Origin of the sequence: Porphyromonas macacae DSM 20710 = JCM 13914 (assembly GCF_000379945.1) — a bacterium.
GTDB classification, from domain to species: domain Bacteria; phylum Bacteroidota; class Bacteroidia; order Bacteroidales; family Porphyromonadaceae; genus Porphyromonas; species Porphyromonas macacae.
The window spans coordinates 31,999-52,008 of the sequence record NZ_KB904154.1; the positions used below are offsets into that span (position 1 = coordinate 31,999).

Sequence of the window (20,010 nt, forward strand, 5' to 3'; positions counted from 1 at the left end):
CTCGGAACAAGGCGTACAAGCTAATGGGGACAAGTTTTAGCATTTTTTCTCGTGGTTGCAAGCTTTGACAAATCCGTCCACGTTTAAGTGCTTTCCTTTTCGGAAGTCGTTGCAAATGTACTAAATTCTTTAGAAACCGCACACTGAACGATATTCTTGTATATCGCCTATCTAAAATTGGCATAACTTTCGTACTCGCCTGCAGAATCTGTACTCATCAATACGTTCCGGAGCCGGCATATGCTCTCTCTGCTTTTTATTATCTTTACTCCAATCTTAAAGACACATTGAATTTATGAGCGAAACATTAAATATAACTTCTTCCGGCCGTCAGGAACGGTATCGGGAATTGCTTCCGCAGCTGAAATCGCTGGTGGAGCAAGAAAAGGACGCCATAGCCAATATTGCAAACGTATGCGCAGCCTTGTCTCAGGCCATGGGCTTCTTCTGGGTGGGTTGTTATCGCGTGTATGGCAATGAACTGCTGCTGGGACCCTTCCGGGGCGACATTGCCTGTACGCGCATCCGTCATGGCAAGGGAGTCTGCGGTTCCGCATGGGCGCAGCAGACCACATTGATTATTCCCGATGTGGACGCTTTCCCCGGACATATCGCTTGCAGCAGTCAATCACGCTCCGAGGTGGTAGTACCTGTTTTCCACGAGGGTAAAGTGGTTGGCGTGCTGGATGTAGACAGTGATAAGCTAAACGACTTTAGTTTGTCCGTGGATGGCTATTGGCTCGCTGAAGTCGCCCGTCTGATAGCTCCGTTTGTAAAAGATATTGCTTTATTATAACCGACTGTTTTTTATCTCTCCATGAAATCAGCTCCTCTCCATGTAAAACGAAAGAAACCGGCCTCCAAAGAAATCCGTGTGGCATTACCTCCCGGAAAAAGTTTGTGGGCACGTGTGCTGATGCTGTATGCCATCCATGGCAAAACACTGCCGAAGCCTCCTGCCGGAGCAGGAGACGACGTTTATGCACTTTACAACTCGCTGGAAGACATTCGGAGCGGTAAAACGGAGATCGATGTGGTAGAAAGCGGTACGGCTATGCGGTTCCTCACGGCTTATCTGGCAGCTGTTACCCGTTCGGCAGTTATGCTGAAAGGTCGTGGCCGACAGTATCAACGTCCCATAGGGCCTTTAGTCGATACGTTGCGCAGTATGGGCGCCAAAATCACGTATGCCGGATCGGAAGGTTATCCGCCTTTGCTTATCGAACCTTCCACCTTGCGAGGCGGAGAGGTAGACATAGATGCCGGTCACAGTTCACAGTACGTCAGCGCTCTTTTATTGATCAGCCCGCTGTTTGAAGAGGGATTGAAAGTGAACTATGCCCAAAAGACGATGCAACCTTCCGAGCCTTATATCCGCATGACAGAAGAATTAATCCAAAAAAGCTTTGAGAAAGAACTACCCGATACGCCGGAAATAGAGCGGGACTGGACGGCCGCCTCCGCTCTGTATACTCTTTGTGCGCTGTCTCACATTAAGGTAAAAATACCCGGCTTGCAGGCTCATTCCTTGCAGGGCGATGCGAATGTGCTTGTGGAACTGTACGAGAAGCTTGGTGTTAAAACGCTATTCGATGAAGAAGGTGTGACACTCAGATATTCGGGCAAACCCCGGATTCCTTACATCGAGGCCGACTTTGAACAGACACCGGACATCGTGCCAAACGTGGTGGTGACCTGCTTAGGGCTTAAGATCCCATTCTGCTTTACAGGAGTGGCACGCCTGCGACTCAAAGAGAGCGACCGCATCGTGGCTTTGCAGCACAATGCTTCTCAAGCCGGTTTTCGCATAGGTGTGTCGACCGATATGCTTTCGTATGACGGCACTGCTACATGCAATAAGACAGATATCCCCGTTATCGATCCTATGGGAGATCATCGCATAGCCATGGCTTTCGGTCTTTTGGCTTTCAAGTTGCCCGACGGTATCATTATCCGGGACAGCGAAGTCGTTTCCAAAAGCTGGCCCGGCTTTTGGCATGCCTTAGAACCGGCCTGGCAGTTGGAACATTATATAAAGAAAGACAAAGTATCATGATAGAAGGAACGCTATGGATACTGCTCAGCCTTGTCTTGCTGGGCTTGTTATCATGGATTGTAACGCAAAGGCAGAATAAAAACAGACAGGAGCGTATCGCTCTTGGAGAGGAGGCCGCAGAGCAGCCGGAAGTCGGCCGTTCCGACCCCGAATGTTGCGGCATGCACATCATCTGCGAAAAGGACAGCCTGCTGGCAGCTGTAAGTAAAGAGATCGTTTATTACGACGATGAGGAATTGGATCTCTATAAAGGACGCGAGGCCGATGAATACAGTATAGAGGAAGTCGAAGAGTTTAGAGACGTATTGCTCACTTTGCAGGAAGACGATGTGCCCGGCTGGTTGCGCAGCTTACAGTTACGCAACGTGGCTTTGCCCGAAGACCTGCTGCCTGATGCTCTGCTCATCGTGGGCGAACATCGGGTGCAACACAGACATGACATGGTGTAAATGCGGATTATCTAAGACTGTCTTCAAGATGGATGTTGAAAAACCGATGCCGTAAAGTAGAGATATAAGTATGATTACCAAAGAAAAAACATCTCGAAAGTTTTCGGATAGCTGGCTCTCTTTTGAGATTTGGTCGGAGATATCGAATCATACCGGGAAGAGTTAAACAAGGGTAGAGAAAAAAGAAAAGTGGAGATATTTAGCTATCAGTTCTTTCAGAATGCTTTATGGGCTTCTTTGCTGACTGCCATCGTGGCGGGCATCATCGGCAGTTATATTGTAGTTCGGCGGATGGCTTTTATGAGCGGCGGTATCACGCATGCCTCTTTCGGAGGTTTGGGTTTGGGTGTTTATGCCGGCTTCGAACCGATGGTGGGGGCTGCCTGCTTTGCCATACTGTCGGCTCTGGGTATCGGCTATGTGTCGCGGGCAGGGCACATCAGACAGGATTCTGCCATTGCCGGTATCTGGTCTCTGGGGATGGCCGTGGGGGTACTTTTTATGGCCATGACACCCGGCTACACAACCAATCTTTCCGCCTATCTTTTCGGCAATATCCTGCTGGTCACAAAAACGGATCTCCTTCTTCTCCTGTGTATGGCTGTGATGCTGGTGCTTTTTTTCTCTTTGGCTTACAGATCTGTTCTTTATACGGCTTTCGATGCCGATTTTGCACGTACCCGCGGCAGGAAAGTGGCTCTTATCGAAAATCTCATGCTTGTTGCCATCGCTTTAGGCATCGTACTGAGCATACGCCTTATCGGCATTATGCTGCTGATGTCCATGCTCACACTGCCGCAGAGTACGATGAATCTCTTTACCGACCGTTTCAAACACATTATTTTCGGATCGGTGGTACTTGCACTTATCGGATCGGCAGGCGGTTTGTTAGGCAGCTATTATCTCGGATTGCCTTCAGGGGCTTTTATTGTGCTGCTACTGGTTTTATTCTTCGGTGCGGGTAAAATGATCAGCTCTCTGCACCACATACCCAAATCCCGCCATGCGTAGAGCTTTGGCTTTACTTTTGCCGGCGCTCCTTTTACTTTTAGCCGGTTGCGGAGTGCGGTCACACTCTGTTCTTTCTCGTTCCTACCATGCGTTCAATACTCGTTACAACTATCTAACGAATGCCGAAGAGGCTTTCAACCGGACATATCGCTCGGCTTTGTTGTCTCCTTCGATGCAAACCGACACGCTTTTACCTCCATTGGATGTTGCCGCTCACGTTGCGTATAATGCTTTTGTACAGCATCAGCCTCTCAGCACTTTTTCCCAAACCGTTCAAAAGTGCCGCATGGCCATCGAAAAACACAGCTTGTTATCGAACGACAGGGAGCACAACCCCGCTATGGGGCGTATTTATCTGTTGCTCGCCTCTTCTTATTTCTATGAAGGACGTTTGCCGGATGCCGAAGCCCTGTTTCTTTATCTTGAAAATCTTTATATCCGGGATGAGCCGATAAAGGCAACTGTTCATTGCTGGCTTATTCGCTGCCGGCTGCTCTATGGACATATCGAAGAGGCAGCCCGTTTGATGGAGGATAACCGTTCTTCTTTATCCAATAACGCACCCGAATGGCTTTATTTACTTACAGAAGCTGAATTACAACTGGCTGCGGGCAATGATGCCGAAGCCCTGAACCATATACGCTCATTAGCCCGATATGCTCCTGGAGTCGAATTGAAAGCCCGGGCTTATCTTCTGGCCGGACTTTTGAACTATCGTTTGGGAAAGGAAATGCAGGAAACGAACAAAAACCTGAGAAAGGCGGTAAATCTTCCCATAGCCCTGGCAGATGAGGTCACCGCACATCTGTTGCTGGCCGGGCAAAATAAAAAAAGCGAAGAGACTATAAAACGGATGTTTATGAAGCCACGTTATGCAAATGCCCGGCCGAGATTAGCATACACCTTGGGACAAATATACAGTGAGCAGCGGAGGTATAACGAAGCGGAAGAAACTTTTTTGTCAGGCATAGACAGCAGCACTGAAAATCAACGGGTCTATGTTCGCAAGAATCTCCTCGGAGCAGCAAATCTATGCGAGTGCAGGAATAGTTACGATGCCGCCTCCGGATACTATCGCCGGTGGCTGGAAACAGAACCTCCGCAAGATACGCTCTACAACCGTTTACTCGTGCGCTATGCAGCTATCCATGATTTACTTCTGAACAGCGCCGTGATAGAACGTGAAGACAGCCTTCTGCAAGTGGCATCCATGCCTCCTGAAGAACGGGAGCATATTATCGACAACCGGATTAAAGCGCACCGTAAACAACTGCTCGATGAAGGGAGCTTTGACAGTAGAGAGCAAAATGTCCGCAAGGCCGTAGAAAACAGCTATCAGGATTTTCCTTCCGATTCTGCCGAAAGTTTCTATTTCTACAACCCGCAACTGGTGGCTGCCGGGCGGCAGCTTTTTGAACGGCAGTGGGGCTACCGGCTGCCGGAAGATCACTGGCAACGAAAAAATAAAACAGTGCAAAAAGGGGGAACCATTGAACAACGGGAGACCGGAAACTTCACAAAAGCACAGACAGATCCTCTCCATCGAGATTACCATCTTGCCGAATTGCCATTGACAGCAGAACAAAAACGAGCTGCCCAAAAACGTATTTTGAAAAGTCTGGAAACGATGGCAACAATCTATCGGGATTCTTTACAACGCCCCGATTTAGCCGCTCGCACAGAACAGGAATGCACTCGCCGGCAAGCCGATTTTTCCAAACAATCCCAACTGATGAAATAAAGGAAACAGGCTGAAAAGTTACCTGGCAAATATTTTAAGGGAATCTATGAAATGAAGTTAGAGCACGTCTTCGAATACCTGTTCTTTCTCCAGAATATGTCTGGCAAAGGAACATTGAGGATCTATTTTCATCCCTCTTTTACGGGCAAAAACAACTGCTTCCCCCACCAGTTTTCTCCCCACACCCTGACCGGTAAAGGCATTATCAACCTCTGTGTGGTCGATAACTATTTCTCCTTTTCCTTGCCGGATATAGTAGCTCATTTTACCCGCTTCCCGGGTACTTTCCATTGCCTTGAAAAGACCTTTGCCTTCCTTTTCTGTATGTATGATTTCGATCATTTCCTTCTTTTTTATATCTCTAAAGAAGAAACCGTATGAACGACATCTTTGTTGCAATTTCTTTTTTAGACGAACCGGCGAAAAAATACCATCGAACGGAGAATGCGCGTACCCGCAAAGCACAAGACGGTAACCCCCAAGACTATGACAAGCGTGAAAACAACAGGATGGTTCATCAATTGCGGGAAGATTTCGAGGAGAGGCCTTTCCAACAGATTGATCGCCATTAAGTGCATCAAATAAATACCCATAACTTCTGCATGTATGCCCGAGAGGATATTTTTCTTCATTTTTCGCATACGCGGATGGCACATGAGGGAAAAGAGAGAAATACTGCCGAGAACAGAGCCCGGGGAAAAATTATCCAAAAGGTACAAAGGAGTATTTCCTGTCATGCCTCTCTGTTTTAGAAGCATCAGAAAAGTAAAGCACCATGCTGCAAACATCAGCAACACATACAGCCCGGCGGAGGAACGACCGGCAGACAGCGGATAATTACGCAGGACATAACCTGTCAGAAAATAACCCGTATACTGCAAAAAGAGCAGAGGATGCATGTACAGATTGAAATCCGTGGGAGCCGTCCGGTAGATATACAAACGCCAAATAACGGCTATAAACATAAAGAACAAAACAAAGATATAGAGGACGTTGGGATGGTGACCGGCCTTTTTAATCAGGCGGTTAAGCAGCGGAATAATCAAATAAAGCCCGATGAGCATCACCATAAACCAAAGATGCATGAACGGCTGACCATGCAAAAACAGCTGTATCAGCTTCGCACTTGCTCCGGTCAGCAGTACCCACAGCCAGTTCACAGGCAACCAAAGCAGCAGAGGCCAAAAGAGTTTGGGCAGGCGCTTTCCGTAAATCTTTTGCACAGAATCGTTTCCTCCCAACACAAAAGCCCCGCTGAGCATCACGAAAAGCGGCACTCCCCACTGTACCAGAGATTCTATAACCGCCCCCTGAAGAAAAACAGATTTCGTATATCCGGCATAAGGCATAAGGAAACGCCCCGCTGTGTGTATGGCAATGACAAACAAGATACTGAGCGTTCGGAGTGTATCTAACGCTGTATTTCTGCTTGCTTGGTTCGATGTAGGCATAGCTGAATGCAGTTTTTCAATATCGTACGAAAGATCGTTCGACTGTTTTCAATTGGTAAAGGTAGACAGAGTTTGGTATATTTGTTTATCTAAGTTCATATACAAACCCAATAAAACAAAATGGCTATGGACACCGGAAGAAAAAAAATAGTGGCGCTCACCGGAGCCGGGATGAGTGCCGAAAGCGGTATTTCAACATTTCGCGACAGTAACGGGCTGTGGGAGCAGTACCGGGTGGAAGATGTGGCTTCTATCGAAGGATGGATCCGAAACCCCAAATTGGTACTGGACTTCTATAATGCACGCCGGGCTTCATACAAAGGTTGCGAACCCAACGAAGGGCACCGTCTGCTGGCCGGATTGGAAAAAGAGTACGAAGTGGTGGTGGTTACCCAAAATGTGGATGATCTGCATGAACGTGCCGGCAGCACCAACATCATCCACCTGCACGGCGAACTGATGAAGAACTGTTCGGACGGACATCGCGAAACAGTCTTTGACGTAGATCCGGATAATCCTGAATTACATCTTGGCGACCTCGCTCCCGATGGCACTCAACTACGTCCGTATATCGTCTGGTTCGGCGAAGCCGTACCCAAAATTACCGATGCCGCACGTGAAATAGAAACAGCAGATATCGTTTTGGTCATCGGCACATCGCTCAATGTCTACCCCGCAGCCGGCTTACTGGCTTATGCTCCCTCTTCGGCTCCCGTTTATCTAATCGACCCCAAACCCGTAAGCAGTTCTTACCGCAGCGATATTCACAAGATTACCGCCGGTGCATCAGAAGGTATGCGCCTCTTTTGCGAGGAACTGAAGAAAACGGAGCGATAGTGAGATGAAGTACTGCCTGCGTTGCGGCATGCCTTTGGATATGCCTGCCCTCTATGGAACGGATGCAGAGGGGAAAAGTGTATCCGAATATTGCTGTTACTGTCTGGAAAAAGGCTGTTGGTTACCGAGAAAATCACAACCGGAAGAGAAACAGAATGAAAAAAACAATTAGACGCTATACCGGCATATTGCTACTAACCATGGGTGTATTTCCACTAAGTTGTGCACAAAACCATTCAGCCGATACTTGCAGAAAAGAGAGAAGTCTTTTCAGAGTCATGTGTTATAATGTGGAGAACCTGTTCGACCTGGAAGACGATCCGGAGAAAGACGATGAGGATTTTCTGCCGGAAGGAAAGATGAACTGGACAAAAACACGCTATAACCGGAAAATCAATCAGATCGGGGAAGTAATCAGCCGGGCGGGGCAATGGGATTGGCCTGCCATTGTAGGACTTACTGAAGTAGAAAGCGATCTTGCACTAAAGGATTTGGTTTCTACTTCCATACTTAGAAATCGGGGTTATAAATATATGATTACCGACAGCCCCGATAAACGCGGAGTAGATGTAGCACTGCTTTATCTGCCCGAATATTTCAAACCTGTACGTAGAAATGAGTTTACCGTTCATTTCTCTACAGATCCCGAAAAACGTTCACGTAATATTCTTTACGTGAGCGGGCAGTTACCCAATGGCAGCTTACTGCATGTCATGGTATGCCACCTGCCTTCCAGACGTGAAGGTGCACGCGAAACAGCCATCTTTCGCCGGGAAACTGCTGCCGTTATGCGCAGGATGTGCGACAGTCTGGCCAAGAACGATAATGATGCCAATATCCTGATTATGGGCGATTTCAACGGAAATCCTCAAGAGGCTGCTACGACGCATGAGTTGAGGGCAGGACTGCTTTTGCCCAAGCATGCCCCCGAAAAGATCCGCTCCTACCCCCCGCAGTTGTATAATCTGTTCGGCGAACATGAAACGGCCAATCCCTCGGGTAGCTATGTTTATAAAGGTCGTTGGACACAATTGGATCAGATGATCATATCCGAAAGCTTACTGCTTAAAAACGGAACGATGAGCTATGTGCCCGGATCGGCACACACGATGTATGAAAAATTTCTGCTTCATTTTTATGATGACGGCATACGTGACCCGGTACCCGAACGCACCTATACAGGACCGGTCTATAAAGGAGGATATAGCGATCATCTGCCCATTGTGGCGGACTTTCTGGTAATGCCGTAATAAAAATTTGCATTTTTGCTTACTCCTCTTCAAGTCTAAAAACAAAAAAGCATTTTTGAAAACATCTTCGCCCCTCTTTAGCGTGTTTTGGGGAACAGTAAAAAAAGACATTCTTCCCGGAAAAAGTCTTGTAAAACTTTTTTTTTGTCCGATTGTTTTATTTTCAATCAATGAAAATCTTATCGTAATAAAGCAAAAAAGATGATTGCAAAATTTATTTTACCGGTGCTGCTCTATTCCATGAGTGCATTGCAACCGGTTATCAGTACCGAAACAATGGAGTTGCACTACGGAAAACATTTCCGCGGTTATGTGGAGAATCTCAATAAAATAGTTCCCGGAACAGAATATGAAGAAATGTCGCTTGTCGAAATCGTACAAAAAGCCCCCGAAGGCGCTTTGCTCAACAATGCCGGACAAGCCCTGAACCATACCCTCTATTTTGAGCAGTTTACCCCCAAGCAACGTATTTCTGCTCCCGAAAAAGAACTGGGCGATGCCATCAAACGCGATTTCGGCAGCTTCGATGAATTTAAGGCGGTTTTTAGTAAAGCGGCAAATTCGCTTTTCGGTTCGGGTTGGGCATGGCTCTCTACCGATAAGGAAGGATACCTGCATATCACGCAAGATGCCAATGGCCTGAATCCCGTGCGTAACGGCCTGACTCCACTGCTCGGTATCGATGTGTGGGAACATGCATACTATTTGGATTACAGGAACAAACGTGCCGATCATGTGGCCGGTCTTTGGACCATCATCGATTGGGATATCGTCGGCAAACGTTACCGGGATGCCTGCAAACTTTCCCAATAGTTCTTTTTCCGTTCAAACAATCGACAGGACAAGATAACCTCGGTCTGTTAAAGGGCATCATATCGCTTTCTTTTCTCTTGCCCGGAAATTCTTTGAGTTTAAAGAATTCCATTATTTATTCAGAACGAGGAATTATAAAAACGTGAATACCACCCCCGGTCAGTAAGTGTGCTGACCGGGGGTGGCGTATATAACAGGCTTTGAAGAATTCTCCTTACATATTTTGCAAAAAGGAAAGAGACGATTAGAAGCCTTTCAGGAGTTTTTTGATGTCGCTCAGCTTGTTCAGGGCTTCGAGTGGCGTAAGGTTATTGATGTCCACCTCTAAAAGTTCATCGCGGATTTGACTCAGCAAGGGATCATCCAACTGGAAGAAACTGAGTTGGTAACCGTCGACGGTATGTTTTTTCTTTTTTTTCGAGTTGTCTTTTGCGTTCGATATAGGAGTGTCGGCACTGTCGATATGATCCTGTTCGAGCTGTTTCAGAATATTTTTCGCCCGCTCTACGATACTCGGAGGCATTCCTCCCAGGCGGGCTACTTCTATACCGAAGCTATGGGCGCTGCCTCCGGGTTCCAACTTGCGGAGGAAAAGCATCCGGCCGTTGACTTCACGTGCCGACACGTTAAAGTTGCGTACTCGTGGCAATTGGGCTTCCATTTCGTTGAGCTCGTGATAGTGTGTGGCAAAAAGCGTTTTAGCATGGCCGCGATTATTATTGTGCAGATATTCCACAATAGCCCAGGCAATGCTGATGCCATCGTAGGTGCTTGTTCCACGCCCCAACTCGTCGAACAACACCAGACTGCGTTCGGTCAGATTATTCAGGATGTTCGAGGCTTCCTGCATCTCCACCATAAAAGTAGATTCGCCACGGGAGATATTGTCCGAAGCCCCTACGCGAGTAAAGATGCTGTCCACGATGCCTATGTGTGCAGCTTCGGCAGGCACGTAACCACCCATCTGTGCCATCAGGGTAATAAGTGCCGTTTGTCGCAACAAGGCAGACTTGCCGCTCATGTTCGGGCCTGTTACCATCATGATTTGCAGCGTTTCATTGTCCAAAAAAACATCGTTCGGCACATAAGGTGCTTCGGGCGGCAACTGCTGCTCGATAACCGGGTGACGGCCTTTTTTGATATCTATACTCAAGCTGTCGTCTACTGCAGGACAGACATATTTATACCTCCTCGCAGCCTCGGACAGGGCATAGATACAGTCTAACTGTGCCACCGTCCGGCTATTTGTCTGGAGCTGCACGATATAACTTGTAAGTTCACCGATAAGAGCGAAAAAAATACGGTTTTCGATGGCTGCAATGCGTTCCTCCGCACCCAAAATCTTCTCTTCGTAATGCTTCAACTCCTCGGTGATATATCGCTCGGCACTGACGAGCGTCTGCTTGCGTATCCATTCGGGCGGAACTTTCTCTTTGTGTGTGTTACGCACCTCGATATAGTAACCGAAAACATTATTAAAACCGATTTTAAGGCTTGTGATACCCGTTCGCTCGCTTTCACGCTGCTGCATCTTCATCAGATATTCTTTGCTCCCGGAGGAGAGTTGTCGCAGTTCATCCAGTTCGGCATCCACACCGGTGGCAATTACTGTACCACGCCCCAGTGCGATGGGTGCATCGGGCACAATTTCACGACGAATGCGTTCGCGTAATGTATGGCAGACATCCATGTCTCGCCCCATGTCTATGAGGGCCTCTTCATCGCTGTTCAAACAGATATTGCGTATCGGTTCGATAGCATCCAGCGATACCATGAGCTGTACCACCTCACGCGGGCTGATACGCCCGGTTGCCGCCTTGGAGCACAGCCGCTCCAGATCTCCGACCATGGAGAATTGTTCGCAGAGCTGCTCCCGTTCTTCCGGATGTTTGAACAGGTAGGCCACCATACTTTGCCGACGATGAATCGGTTCGGTCTTTGCCAAAGGGAAAACAATCCATTTGCGCAGAAGTCTTGCTCCCATGGGGGTGATGGTATGGTCAATGATATCCAACAGGCTGCGCCCGCCTTCATCGCTGATCGGCTGCAGAAGTTCCAAACTGCGTACGGTGAACTTATCCAGACGCACAAAGCCCGACCGGTCGATACGTCCCAATGTGGTGATATGGCCGATTTGCGTGTGTTTGGTCAATTCCAGATAGTTGAGAATAACCCCCGCTGTGGTGGCTGCCAACGGATGCTCTTCAAGACCGAAGCCTTTGAGGCTTTGTACTCCGAAGTGACGCAGGAGCAGTTCTCGATTGTTGTCCTGACTGAAATACCAGTCATCCAACTCATAAATAAAAGCTTTAGTGGAGAAGAAACGATCGAAATCGGCTCTGAGGCAACGCTCTACCAGCACTTCTTTCGGCTGGTAACTGCCGAGCAGTTTGTCGATGTAATCGCGATTGCCCTCGGTACAGAGAAATTCGCCCGTCGAAATATCCAGCAGCGCAAATCCGCAAGTATTGTCTTTTTGCTGTTTGATTGCAGCAAGGAAATTGTTTTGCTTATTGTCCAGTACATTGTCGTTGAGTGTGACCCCCGGTGTCACAAGTTCCGTGATACCTCTTTTTACCAAAGTTTTCGTCTGTTTCGGGTCTTCCAGCTGATCGCAGATAGCCACTCTCTTTCCCGCCCGTACCAACTTGGGCAGATAATTGTCGAGAGCATGATGCGGAAACCCTGCCATCTCTACGCTTGCCGCAACGCCATTGGCTCTTTTGGTTAGCGTGATACCCAGAATTTCAGCTGCGGCAACGGCATCGTCCGAATAGGTTTCATAAAAGTCTCCGACCCTGAAGAGCAAGACCGCATCGGGGTTTTGCTCTTTTATTTTGAAATACTGCCGCATCAGCGGAGTTTCTACCACATTCTTGGCCATAAATTACAGGAAAAAGGAATTTCACTCTTCCTATGTGGAGGATAGGGAAAGTGGATAAAGATAATAAAAAGTGTAAATATGGTTTAAGATGCGAAGCTTGCTTTCCCGGTGTATTTTTCAATTATGAGTTCAACACATAATAGACAAAACAAAAAAAGGTTGTGCCTAAAGGCGACGTCAAACGGGCTTAGTTGGCCTACATTTCTTATTTTTATGAAAAAGGAGAGGTATTAAGCAAATGAGGTAGATTTATGTCTCAGTCGATATTTATACAAGATTTTCCATCTGATATAGCTGAAGGCTCTGGGTGTTGAGCCCGGAGAGGATATCGGGAACATACAGAAGAATACGACCAAGTCCGAATATCGATGGCAGCCTGACAGTTTACCGTTTTTAATACAACATCTTTCGATTTTGTGATTACATTTTCCTGCAATCTTTGAGAGTCACCCAATAAAAAGAAGAAACCTGCACTAAAGGTAAAGAAGCTCACTAATTGCAACCTTTTACCATCAAGGGTAATCAAATCCAAATGTTATATTGGTTACAATGTTATTTTTCAACTTGATTTTAATAAAGTATCCCGACATATTATATTGTTGCAAAAAAGGCGAGTTTTCAAAATCTTCCACTTTATAGTTCAACACAATATAATCTCCCGATTTTTGCTGCTCATATCCTTCTCCTTTTATACGAATAACGTCCTTCAATGAAAGGCCTAAACATAATCCGGACTCCGTTTGAAAATTACTCTCTTTTATCCGGATAGCCTTTTCTAATTTCACCTTTCTATCTTCTTCAAAATAACCTATTTCAAAACAACTATAAGCATTTTCGATATTACCTTCATATCGATAGGCTAACAAGTATTCTTTTAGGGACTTACTTGCAAAGATAATTACGGGATTTTCTCTTAATCCTTCAACTAATATCAATGGCTTTTCATCTGAATAAAAATTAGATAATGACTTATAATTTTCTAAAAACAATTTGTTGTTTATTGTTGTATCAGGAATAACAGTGACGGCCTTTTTTCTGGAATAAAACGATTCTCTTGTCGGTTTACTGGCACCGTATCTGCTTTTAAGAATTCGGCTACGGTCAATTCTCTTTTCTCCTCTACGATATTCATTTTTTTATTATCAGACAGACTCCCCAATAACAAAAACAAGATAAACGCACCTGTTATTTTATTCATTGACATTTGGTATCCTCCTTATGTAAAATTGCATCAAGCGTAATAACATCAGCCATAGAAACCTCAATACTTGTATCATCAATGGGATAGCAGTAAAACTCCGGAAGATTCAAAACATTGTATGTCAGAGAAACAATACCACTCAACAGTCTCACAAAAGGGAAAAACAATTCCGCAAATGCAAAGCCACTTCTTTGATAAGTCATTATTCAGTTAAAAAATACTTTTCATCGATTTGCATTTTCAAATACTACTCTACTTCTTTTTCCTTTTCTATAAAAGGCAATTTAGAAAATAAAATGACAAAAAAGGTAGAAATTCTGTTTTGAAAATATTTTTCAGCGGCAAAGCCACCACCCTTCAAAGGAAAAGATACTCGTTCCAATAACAGGTACAAACCTTTTTCCTTTACTGATACCCCTATTATTGGACACATACTTTACCTAACCCCATAAAGCCAATGAAACAAAATACAGAATAACTGAACCAATGATGTAGGCAAAGACTAACCAACCTTTTAATCTGCTATTCTTCTCATCTTTATATTTTTCTGCTAACTCCTTATATCTTTTTTGGCTAAGAAAAAAGCTTAAAATACTGGTAATAATTACTACTATCCATGCGATATCGGTATTAATTTTTTCATTAAATAAATAATGTAGTACAGGAATCATAATTGATAAAAATATAAAGCAAAGGCTTCCTGCTGCAACCATTCGACCTCCAATATATCCGTTTGACTCTCCCCAATCTTCATAAAATTTAGAAGCTCTGTAATATATATAATAAAACAAATCTTTCATAATCGATTTATTTAAAAGGTTGCACAGAAGGATAACCATGTATCCTCATTTCCATTTGAGACATCAAAACCTCATCAACCCAATCGTGATGCAGTTGCTTTCCACCAAAAGACCAATACAAAGAAATTCCTGCCCCAACAGTAGGCACAAAACCAATCCCTCCCATAAAAACATCAAGCCCGTGTTCAAGTTTACCTTCCAATGTAGATGCTTGCCTAAATTGAATTCCTGATATAACAATACCGGCAAGACCGGCCACTTTTCCTGCTGTTTGCACTACTTTTCCTAAACTTGAAATTGAAGTTGGGGTTACCCACTGATTCCCTTTCCATCCGTTTCCGTAAAATTTAAAATCGAGTGCTCCTTGGCTGTTTGTCAACCGAAAGGTCGCTTTACTTCCTTTGGCATAACCTCCTAATCCTCCTGCCACAGCAGAACCTTTTGAAAAAATACCGCCTAATATCGAGGTTAATGTATTTGCACTTCTCTCGTTCGTAAGATTATATGATGAACTCCTTAAATAAAGCTCTCCTTTGTCATTCTTGTGCTGCGTAAATAATGTTGCATTATCGCCTTTTAGGGATAAATAATTTTCTCCGATATTATTCCAAATATTTCCACTACCGTCTTTGTATGTTTTATCTTGCAATTTACGCCAAATAGTTTGAGAATTTCCTTTTTTATCTGTATACTCATACCAGTCTCTACCATCAGGGTCAATAAACCTTACCGGATTACCGGCTGTATACACATAGGGAGAGATCGCATAATATTTCTCTGCCAGCGGATCGACCGTCGTCCAACATCCCAATGCAGGGTCGTAATGAGAAAAACATAAATTATTCATTACTTTTCTAAAAAGGTAGTAATTATGTTTTGAAAATCTTTTTCAGCGGCAAAGTCGCCAAAAAAGAAAAAGAAAAACCCCGCAAGTGCGAGGCTTGTATTCATTTCACATAATTGATAGAAACAACTATCCATTTTTTCTGTCGTTTCTCTAATCCATAAATTATTGTTTTTATACTTACGCTATCTCTTTTTGCTTTAAAACAAATGCTTGCATTATTACCATTGATCGTTTCTTCTATATCATAGTTCCTATATTCAAAATTATTTGTAAATTTTTTATCCCTGCCAAGATTATAATTAAACCGTATCAATTTTTCCCAATCTTCTTGTGGATTTTCTGAACCAAATTTCGTATACACCTGAGCCACATCAATATATTGTTTTGCGTTTTCTAAATCCAATGCCTGCTCGGCATCTATCAGCTTGACAACTGCAACAAAAGGCGTTTCTAATTTTACTGTTTTATTAACAGAACAAGAACTCATTGACAACATAAGAGAACAGAACAAATATAAGATAGTTTTATTTTCCATAATATTCCAAATAAGGTTTGGCAACAACAGATTTGGGTCCACTTATATTTTTAGCATTTGGCAATTTCATTGTTGCATTGTATAAATTATTAGGTGCTACAACTGTTGTATTTTTGTATATTACATTTAATGGAAAAGGAATTTTTACATATTGACTTGCATTTAATGTTGGGAAAACCGTTTTTAAAGCACTTTCAGCAAAGGTAGAACAATTAAAGCTACTTGCATTATATGCTTTACCTGAATTAGCCGTATTTGAAGCATAAACTTGAATTTTTGTGTCTTGGGTATAGGTCGTACCTATCTGCACAATTCCGTCTGCTGCTCTTCCTTCTGCACTTACATTACCGCTTCTCGAACCTGTTGGGTCTTTTGTAGTTAAATCCGATAGGCTATTAATAATTACACCTTTGGAATAGTCAGACTTTACATTGCTTTGTAACTCAGTTTTCCCTACGGGGTTATTTGGCCACAAATCATAATAGGTCATAGTTCCGTCTTTAACCATTTCATAGGTAGGCTTGCCCTTGCTATCCAAAATGGGCTTGCCCTTACTGTCCATAATTTGTTGTTGCTTATAGTTATCAACAGCAATACCTGCGTGTCCGGTTTCATTATTCTTTGAAAACCAAACTAATAAATAACTATCTCTTCCATCCGAGTCAATCATATTCACCGGATTATTCGCACAGTAGGCATAGGGAGAGATAGCATAATATTTCTCTGCCGACGGATCGACCGTCGTCCAACGTCCCAATGCAGGGTCGTAATGACGGGCTCCATAGTCATACAACTCCAGACCCTCGAACCTCTCCAGCTCCTTTCCGTTGTAACGGTATGGCTGGGACGAAGACTGCAAACCCGCACCGAAAAGACCCCCAAAGGGATAATAGTGGTTAACCTGCTCCAAAACTCCTCTCTCATCCAAAACCAAACGGTTGTTTCCCTGATGATCCTTCACATAATAATGATAACGGGGAACTTCTCCAGAAAAAGTCACGTAACCTTCCTCAGTCAGCAAAAAACGCAAATGGCCGTTGTCATAAATACGGCTCCCCGCATAATCCCTTCGACTCGTATCTCCCGCGCAGAGGTAAACCGTAGCACGATTCAAACCGTCGTACCCGTAAACATTCTCTATCACACTGCCCCTCGAGAAGGTAACACGCTCCGGAAGATTCAATACATTGTATGTCAGAGAAGCAATACCACGGTTCATGTCACGCAACGGATTGCCATTTTCATCGTAAGCATAGTCCGAAACGTTGCCCCGAACATCACGGAAATGCGTTGCACCAACTCCCACAGACGAATCGGGAATACGGTCCGAAACATCCATAAGACGATTTCCCGTATAGCTACAAACAAGGTCGTCCGTAAGACCGTAACCGCCCGAAGAAAGAGGACCGGAGCGAACCAGTGTAACAACGTTGCCACCACCGTCGTACGTCAGCAACTCATCGAAACGACCCTTAACATGACCCGTTACGCCACGCTCGTCATAATAGCTACCCGTCAGACGGTTAAGGCCGTCATAGATGAAACGGTACTCCCTCTCACGGGAATCGCCCGAGACCTTCCAACTCATTGCAGAAAGGTTACCGTTGTAACGTTTATTTACTGCGCTGAGACCGCCCCAATCGGCATTGTAGGCAAGCGTCTGGCTGAAAGACCTTCCCCTGAGACCCGTAAGCCAACCACGAACGTTACAGGCATAACGCATTTTCTCTGCAGAACCCCCTCCCTGATGTTTCTCCAGCAAACGGCCGGAAGCATCATAAATATAATGTGAAAGCGTCACCGAACCGGATGAATTGACTTTGTGCTTAACATCCGTCAGACGATCGGCTGCATCGTAAGCGTAAACATACGTCTCCTGAACTACATGGCCACGCGACGAATGTACCAACATGCGACGTAGCACTCTGTCGGTGAAACCGTAATAAAAGTATTCGTCATCGAACCCCGACACATGATTGTTTCCGTGGGTCTGAACAACACGTCCCCGAACATCATAATAGATCGCAGAGATTTCATCGATTTTTTCCGAAGACACTCCGTAAACCCGGATGCCGGTCCTCAACCCGCGTGTCTGACGAGATACCGTACCATAGCCTCGAACCGAACGATCCTCAAGATTCACACGAGCTTCAGACGACAGATTCTCTAAAAAAGCATAATCGTCATAGTAATTCACTCTCAAAACCGTACAGTTCTCCAAACCGAGATTGATCCGGTAACCCGAAAGAGGTCCGTTTCCGGTATATTCGGTCCGGACAACCGTATTGTCGGTTGCAGGAGGGGAGACCATGCGGCAGACTCCTTGAACGGTTTCGCGCCCGAAAGTATCATATAGACGGAACATCCATTCTTCCCGGGAACGCCGGACACCGTCCTGAACAAAAATGAGACGGTCGCACCGGTCATATCTCATCTGCACGGCAGCATTGCCGGGGAGTTTTTTCTCGATGCAACGACGGCGCCCATCATACTTGTAGATATAGGCATACTTGCTCAAAACGTCGTGCGAGTCCGCCCACACTCCATCGGACGATAACCTTGCAGAGGCTTCGGGAGGAAGCACATAGCGGACATTTCCGAACGCATCGTAAACAAAATACGTATCGCAAGGATCCGATCCGTTCATCTGCCGTTCCAGCAGAATCTGCCCGAGCTTGTCCCTGAAAGTGTAAGAAACATTCCCGTCTTCATCCTTTTTTTGTGTCACATACAGTTCTCCCGGATTATAGCTCCCTTTACGCTCCACCGATACCGGAGAAGAAACTCTGAACAAAGCGCAACGCAGTTCACCCGAAGCTGTATTGCCGAGCGGCAACGCATGCGTTGCGCTCTGTGCCGAACGCCAAAGGGAGCCGGGGCCATAGTAAGCAACCTGACGGCTCAACGGCGAATCTTCGTATATGGGGGTAGAATAAGGAGCGTCATCAGCGTAAAAGGCACGCGAGGAAGACTCGAAGGCGGATAACGCCACATAACCTCCCGGAGAAGTAGCCGTTACGGGAGTGTAAAGCCATTCATTTCCTTCGCGACCGGCAGAGTCGTACTGCCGGATGCTCACAAGATCTTTGCGGGCATCACCGCCTCCCTGACGACTCAGCACGGTTTGTACGGGGCGCCCCAGACCGTCATGATACACGATACGGTCCCGGAAAACCGTTCCCGCTTCATTCTGCATCGTGCGCATCAGGATATGGTTCTCTTCCAACGAAGGGCGGCTCTCCACCGATGGAGCCGGTGAAGGGTCATCGACCGGGAAATTGGGCGTAGAAGGATTTCGCACGTAAACCGTGACGACATTCGATGTCGAAACGCGCTCGCCCTGTCGGACAACACGCCGGAAAGCCGCAGAGCGGATTTGTGCCGGAGGTGCATACGACAGATCCGTTGCTCCGGGAACGTCTTGCCAGTCGTAACCGTCTCCGATAGACGGATCCCCGATCGACAAAGAGGGCTCTATGGAAGACTGTTGCCACTGGTAACGGTACTCGCCGCTTCCTCCTCCGAAAGCAGGCTTCTGATTGCTCAAAAGAGAAGGCTTCTGACCGATAGGGATGACTTCGGAATAAACATATTTTCCAAGAGACAGAATACCGATGTCACCACCGTTCAATTCCGTTCCCTCCTCTTTCCGAATGCGTACGGGAATACGAAGAAGCTCCACACGCGGATCCGATGCGCTCAGAAAGACGATAAACTCCGGAGCAGGAGGCTCGGACACTCCATATTCGGATTGAAAACGAAGCAGTTTGATGCGCAACTTCCGTCCTCCGTCAAGCTGTGTGAATCGAAAATAAGAGGAGGGTTGCATGCGATATGGACACAGACGTTCTGTGCCCCCGGAAGGAGAAGCGGCTGCCCCTCTTAACGTAATCGTACGCTCCTGACCGACGGAGGTGAAGAGCAAAACGCCCGGTTCGGACGGATAAAGATCGCATGTGACAGGCCGGGTAAACTGCCCCCATAAAGGCGTTTGTGCCAAAAGGAGCAACAAAAAAACCGACAGCAGCCCAAAGGCAAACCGGATTAAAGAACGTGCACGCATGGATATCATAATTCTTAAATGTAATGTATTTTGCAGGAAGCGGATCAAAAATCCGCCGGCTCCCGTCTGTTC

General features: G+C 45.8%; 18 protein-coding genes. 9 read left to right on the forward strand and 9 right to left on the reverse strand.

Going from position 1 to position 20,010, the window contains the following annotated elements; all coding sequences use genetic code 11:
- Positions 1 to 295: 295 nt before the first annotated feature.
- The 5 genes from A3GI_RS0109960 (at position 296) to porW (ending at position 5,257) form a co-directional block, all read left to right on the forward strand.
- Positions 296 to 796 carry a GAF domain-containing protein gene (locus A3GI_RS0109960; RefSeq protein WP_018361304.1) on the forward strand — a complete coding sequence of 167 codons (501 nt, stop codon included), beginning with the start codon at positions 296 to 298 and terminating at the stop codon, positions 794 to 796.
- Between the two features lie 21 nt (positions 797 to 817).
- Positions 818 to 2,056, forward strand: a complete 1,239-nt coding sequence (locus A3GI_RS0109965) for a 3-phosphoshikimate 1-carboxyvinyltransferase (RefSeq protein WP_018361305.1) — start codon at positions 818 to 820, stop codon at positions 2,054 to 2,056.
- Entirely contained in the window at positions 2,053 to 2,505 is a 453-nt protein-coding gene (locus tag A3GI_RS0109970; protein WP_018361306.1) for a hypothetical protein, read from the forward strand. The genes A3GI_RS0109965 and A3GI_RS0109970 overlap by 4 nt, the downstream gene beginning before the upstream one ends.
- A 189-nt stretch (positions 2,506 to 2,694) precedes the next feature.
- On the forward strand, positions 2,695 to 3,516 hold the full coding sequence (locus A3GI_RS0109975; protein ID WP_018361307.1) for a metal ABC transporter permease: 822 nt from the start codon (positions 2,695 to 2,697) through the stop codon (positions 3,514 to 3,516).
- On the forward strand, positions 3,509 to 5,257 hold the full coding sequence (gene porW, locus A3GI_RS0109980; RefSeq protein WP_018361308.1) for a type IX secretion system periplasmic lipoprotein PorW/SprE: 1,749 nt from the start codon (positions 3,509 to 3,511) through the stop codon (positions 5,255 to 5,257). The genes A3GI_RS0109975 and porW overlap by 8 nt, the downstream gene beginning before the upstream one ends.
- Before the next feature lie 57 nt (positions 5,258 to 5,314).
- Here the strand turns inward: porW and A3GI_RS0109985 are convergent, their stop codons facing one another.
- Positions 5,315 to 5,599: a GNAT family N-acetyltransferase gene (locus tag A3GI_RS0109985; RefSeq protein ID WP_018361309.1), complete on the reverse strand. Its 285-nt coding sequence runs from the start codon at positions 5,597 to 5,599 to the stop codon at positions 5,315 to 5,317.
- 65 nt (positions 5,600 to 5,664) lie between these two features.
- Positions 5,665 to 6,708, reverse strand: coding sequence for an acyltransferase (locus A3GI_RS0109990; RefSeq protein WP_018361310.1), 1,044 nt, complete (start codon positions 6,706 to 6,708; stop codon positions 5,665 to 5,667).
- 120 nt (positions 6,709 to 6,828) lie between these two features.
- On the opposite strand from A3GI_RS0109990, the gene A3GI_RS0109995 reads away from it, so the two are divergent.
- From A3GI_RS0109995 to A3GI_RS0110015, 4 genes are all read left to right on the forward strand, one after another.
- The gene (locus tag A3GI_RS0109995; protein WP_018361311.1) at positions 6,829 to 7,545 is read left to right on the forward strand and encodes an SIR2 family NAD-dependent protein deacylase; all 717 of its coding nucleotides are present in this window, start codon (positions 6,829 to 6,831) and stop codon (positions 7,543 to 7,545) included.
- A 4-nt stretch (positions 7,546 to 7,549) separates the two neighbouring features.
- Positions 7,550 to 7,717 carry a zinc ribbon domain-containing protein gene (locus A3GI_RS11550; RefSeq protein ID WP_018361312.1) on the forward strand — a complete coding sequence of 56 codons (168 nt, stop codon included), beginning with the start codon at positions 7,550 to 7,552 and terminating at the stop codon, positions 7,715 to 7,717.
- Positions 7,701 to 8,795 carry an endonuclease/exonuclease/phosphatase family protein gene (locus A3GI_RS0110005; RefSeq protein ID WP_026216070.1) on the forward strand — a complete coding sequence of 365 codons (1,095 nt, stop codon included), beginning with the start codon at positions 7,701 to 7,703 and terminating at the stop codon, positions 8,793 to 8,795. The genes A3GI_RS11550 and A3GI_RS0110005 overlap by 17 nt, the downstream gene beginning before the upstream one ends.
- 201 nt (positions 8,796 to 8,996) lie before the next feature.
- A complete protein-coding gene (locus A3GI_RS0110015) occupies positions 8,997 to 9,608 on the forward strand; it encodes a superoxide dismutase (RefSeq protein WP_018361315.1) in 612 nt (203 codons plus the stop codon).
- Between the two features lie 244 nt (positions 9,609 to 9,852).
- Here A3GI_RS0110015 and mutS read toward each other — a convergent pair whose 3' ends face one another.
- From mutS to A3GI_RS11690, 7 genes are all read right to left on the reverse strand, one after another.
- Positions 9,853 to 12,492 (reverse strand): DNA mismatch repair protein MutS, encoded by a 2,640-nt coding sequence (mutS, locus tag A3GI_RS0110020; RefSeq protein WP_018361316.1) that lies wholly within the window; start codon positions 12,490 to 12,492, stop codon positions 9,853 to 9,855.
- Between the two features lie 512 nt (positions 12,493 to 13,004).
- The gene (locus A3GI_RS11050; protein WP_025079558.1) at positions 13,005 to 13,481 is read right to left on the reverse strand and encodes a hypothetical protein; all 477 of its coding nucleotides are present in this window, start codon (positions 13,479 to 13,481) and stop codon (positions 13,005 to 13,007) included.
- Positions 13,482 to 13,489: 8 nt separating this feature from the next.
- Positions 13,490 to 13,690 carry a hypothetical protein gene (locus tag A3GI_RS0110030; protein WP_018361318.1) on the reverse strand — a complete coding sequence of 67 codons (201 nt, stop codon included), beginning with the start codon at positions 13,688 to 13,690 and terminating at the stop codon, positions 13,490 to 13,492.
- A 443-nt stretch (positions 13,691 to 14,133) separates the two neighbouring features.
- The gene (locus tag A3GI_RS0110045) at positions 14,134 to 14,493 is read right to left on the reverse strand and encodes an ABC-2 transporter permease (RefSeq protein WP_018361321.1); all 360 of its coding nucleotides are present in this window, start codon (positions 14,491 to 14,493) and stop codon (positions 14,134 to 14,136) included.
- A gap of 7 nt (positions 14,494 to 14,500) precedes the next feature.
- Positions 14,501 to 15,340 (reverse strand): RHS repeat-associated core domain-containing protein, encoded by an 840-nt coding sequence (locus tag A3GI_RS0110050; RefSeq protein WP_018361322.1) that lies wholly within the window; start codon positions 15,338 to 15,340, stop codon positions 14,501 to 14,503.
- 100 nt (positions 15,341 to 15,440) lie between these two features.
- On the reverse strand, positions 15,441 to 15,875 hold the full coding sequence (locus tag A3GI_RS0110060; protein ID WP_018361324.1) for a hypothetical protein: 435 nt from the start codon (positions 15,873 to 15,875) through the stop codon (positions 15,441 to 15,443).
- Entirely contained in the window at positions 15,865 to 19,947 is a 4,083-nt protein-coding gene (locus tag A3GI_RS11690; protein WP_147277710.1) for an RHS repeat domain-containing protein, read from the reverse strand. Before A3GI_RS11690 ends, A3GI_RS0110060 begins: the two co-directional genes overlap by 11 nt.
- Positions 19,948 to 20,010: the final 63 nt, after the last annotated feature.

Coding starts and splice junctions, on each gene's coding strand:
- A3GI_RS0109960 (WP_018361304.1), top strand. CDS start 296: ATGAGCGAAACATTAAATATAACTTCTTCCGGCCGTCAGGAACGGTAT.
- A3GI_RS0109965 (WP_018361305.1), top strand. CDS start 818: ATGAAATCAGCTCCTCTCCATGTAAAACGAAAGAAACCGGCCTCCAAA.
- A3GI_RS0109970 (WP_018361306.1), top strand. CDS start 2,053: ATGATAGAAGGAACGCTATGGATACTGCTCAGCCTTGTCTTGCTGGGC.
- porW (WP_018361308.1), top strand. CDS start 3,509: ATGCGTAGAGCTTTGGCTTTACTTTTGCCGGCGCTCCTTTTACTTTTA.
- A3GI_RS0109985 (WP_018361309.1), bottom strand. CDS start 5,599: ATGATCGAAATCATACATACAGAAAAGGAAGGCAAAGGTCTTTTCAAG.
- A3GI_RS0109990 (WP_018361310.1), bottom strand. CDS start 6,708: ATGCCTACATCGAACCAAGCAAGCAGAAATACAGCGTTAGATACACTC.
- A3GI_RS0109995 (WP_018361311.1), top strand. CDS start 6,829: ATGGCTATGGACACCGGAAGAAAAAAAATAGTGGCGCTCACCGGAGCC.
- A3GI_RS11550 (WP_018361312.1), top strand. CDS start 7,550: ATGAAGTACTGCCTGCGTTGCGGCATGCCTTTGGATATGCCTGCCCTC.
- A3GI_RS0110005 (WP_026216070.1), top strand. CDS start 7,701: ATGAAAAAAACAATTAGACGCTATACCGGCATATTGCTACTAACCATG.
- A3GI_RS0110015 (WP_018361315.1), top strand. CDS start 8,997: ATGATTGCAAAATTTATTTTACCGGTGCTGCTCTATTCCATGAGTGCA.
- mutS (WP_018361316.1), bottom strand. CDS start 12,492: ATGGCCAAGAATGTGGTAGAAACTCCGCTGATGCGGCAGTATTTCAAA.
- A3GI_RS0110030 (WP_018361318.1), bottom strand. CDS start 13,690: ATGAATAAAATAACAGGTGCGTTTATCTTGTTTTTGTTATTGGGGAGT.
- A3GI_RS0110045 (WP_018361321.1), bottom strand. CDS start 14,493: ATGAAAGATTTGTTTTATTATATATATTACAGAGCTTCTAAATTTTAT.
- A3GI_RS0110050 (WP_018361322.1), bottom strand. CDS start 15,340: ATGAATAATTTATGTTTTTCTCATTACGACCCTGCATTGGGATGTTGG.
- A3GI_RS0110060 (WP_018361324.1), bottom strand. CDS start 15,875: ATGGAAAATAAAACTATCTTATATTTGTTCTGTTCTCTTATGTTGTCA.
- A3GI_RS11690 (WP_147277710.1), bottom strand. CDS start 19,947: ATGATATCCATGCGTGCACGTTCTTTAATCCGGTTTGCCTTTGGGCTG.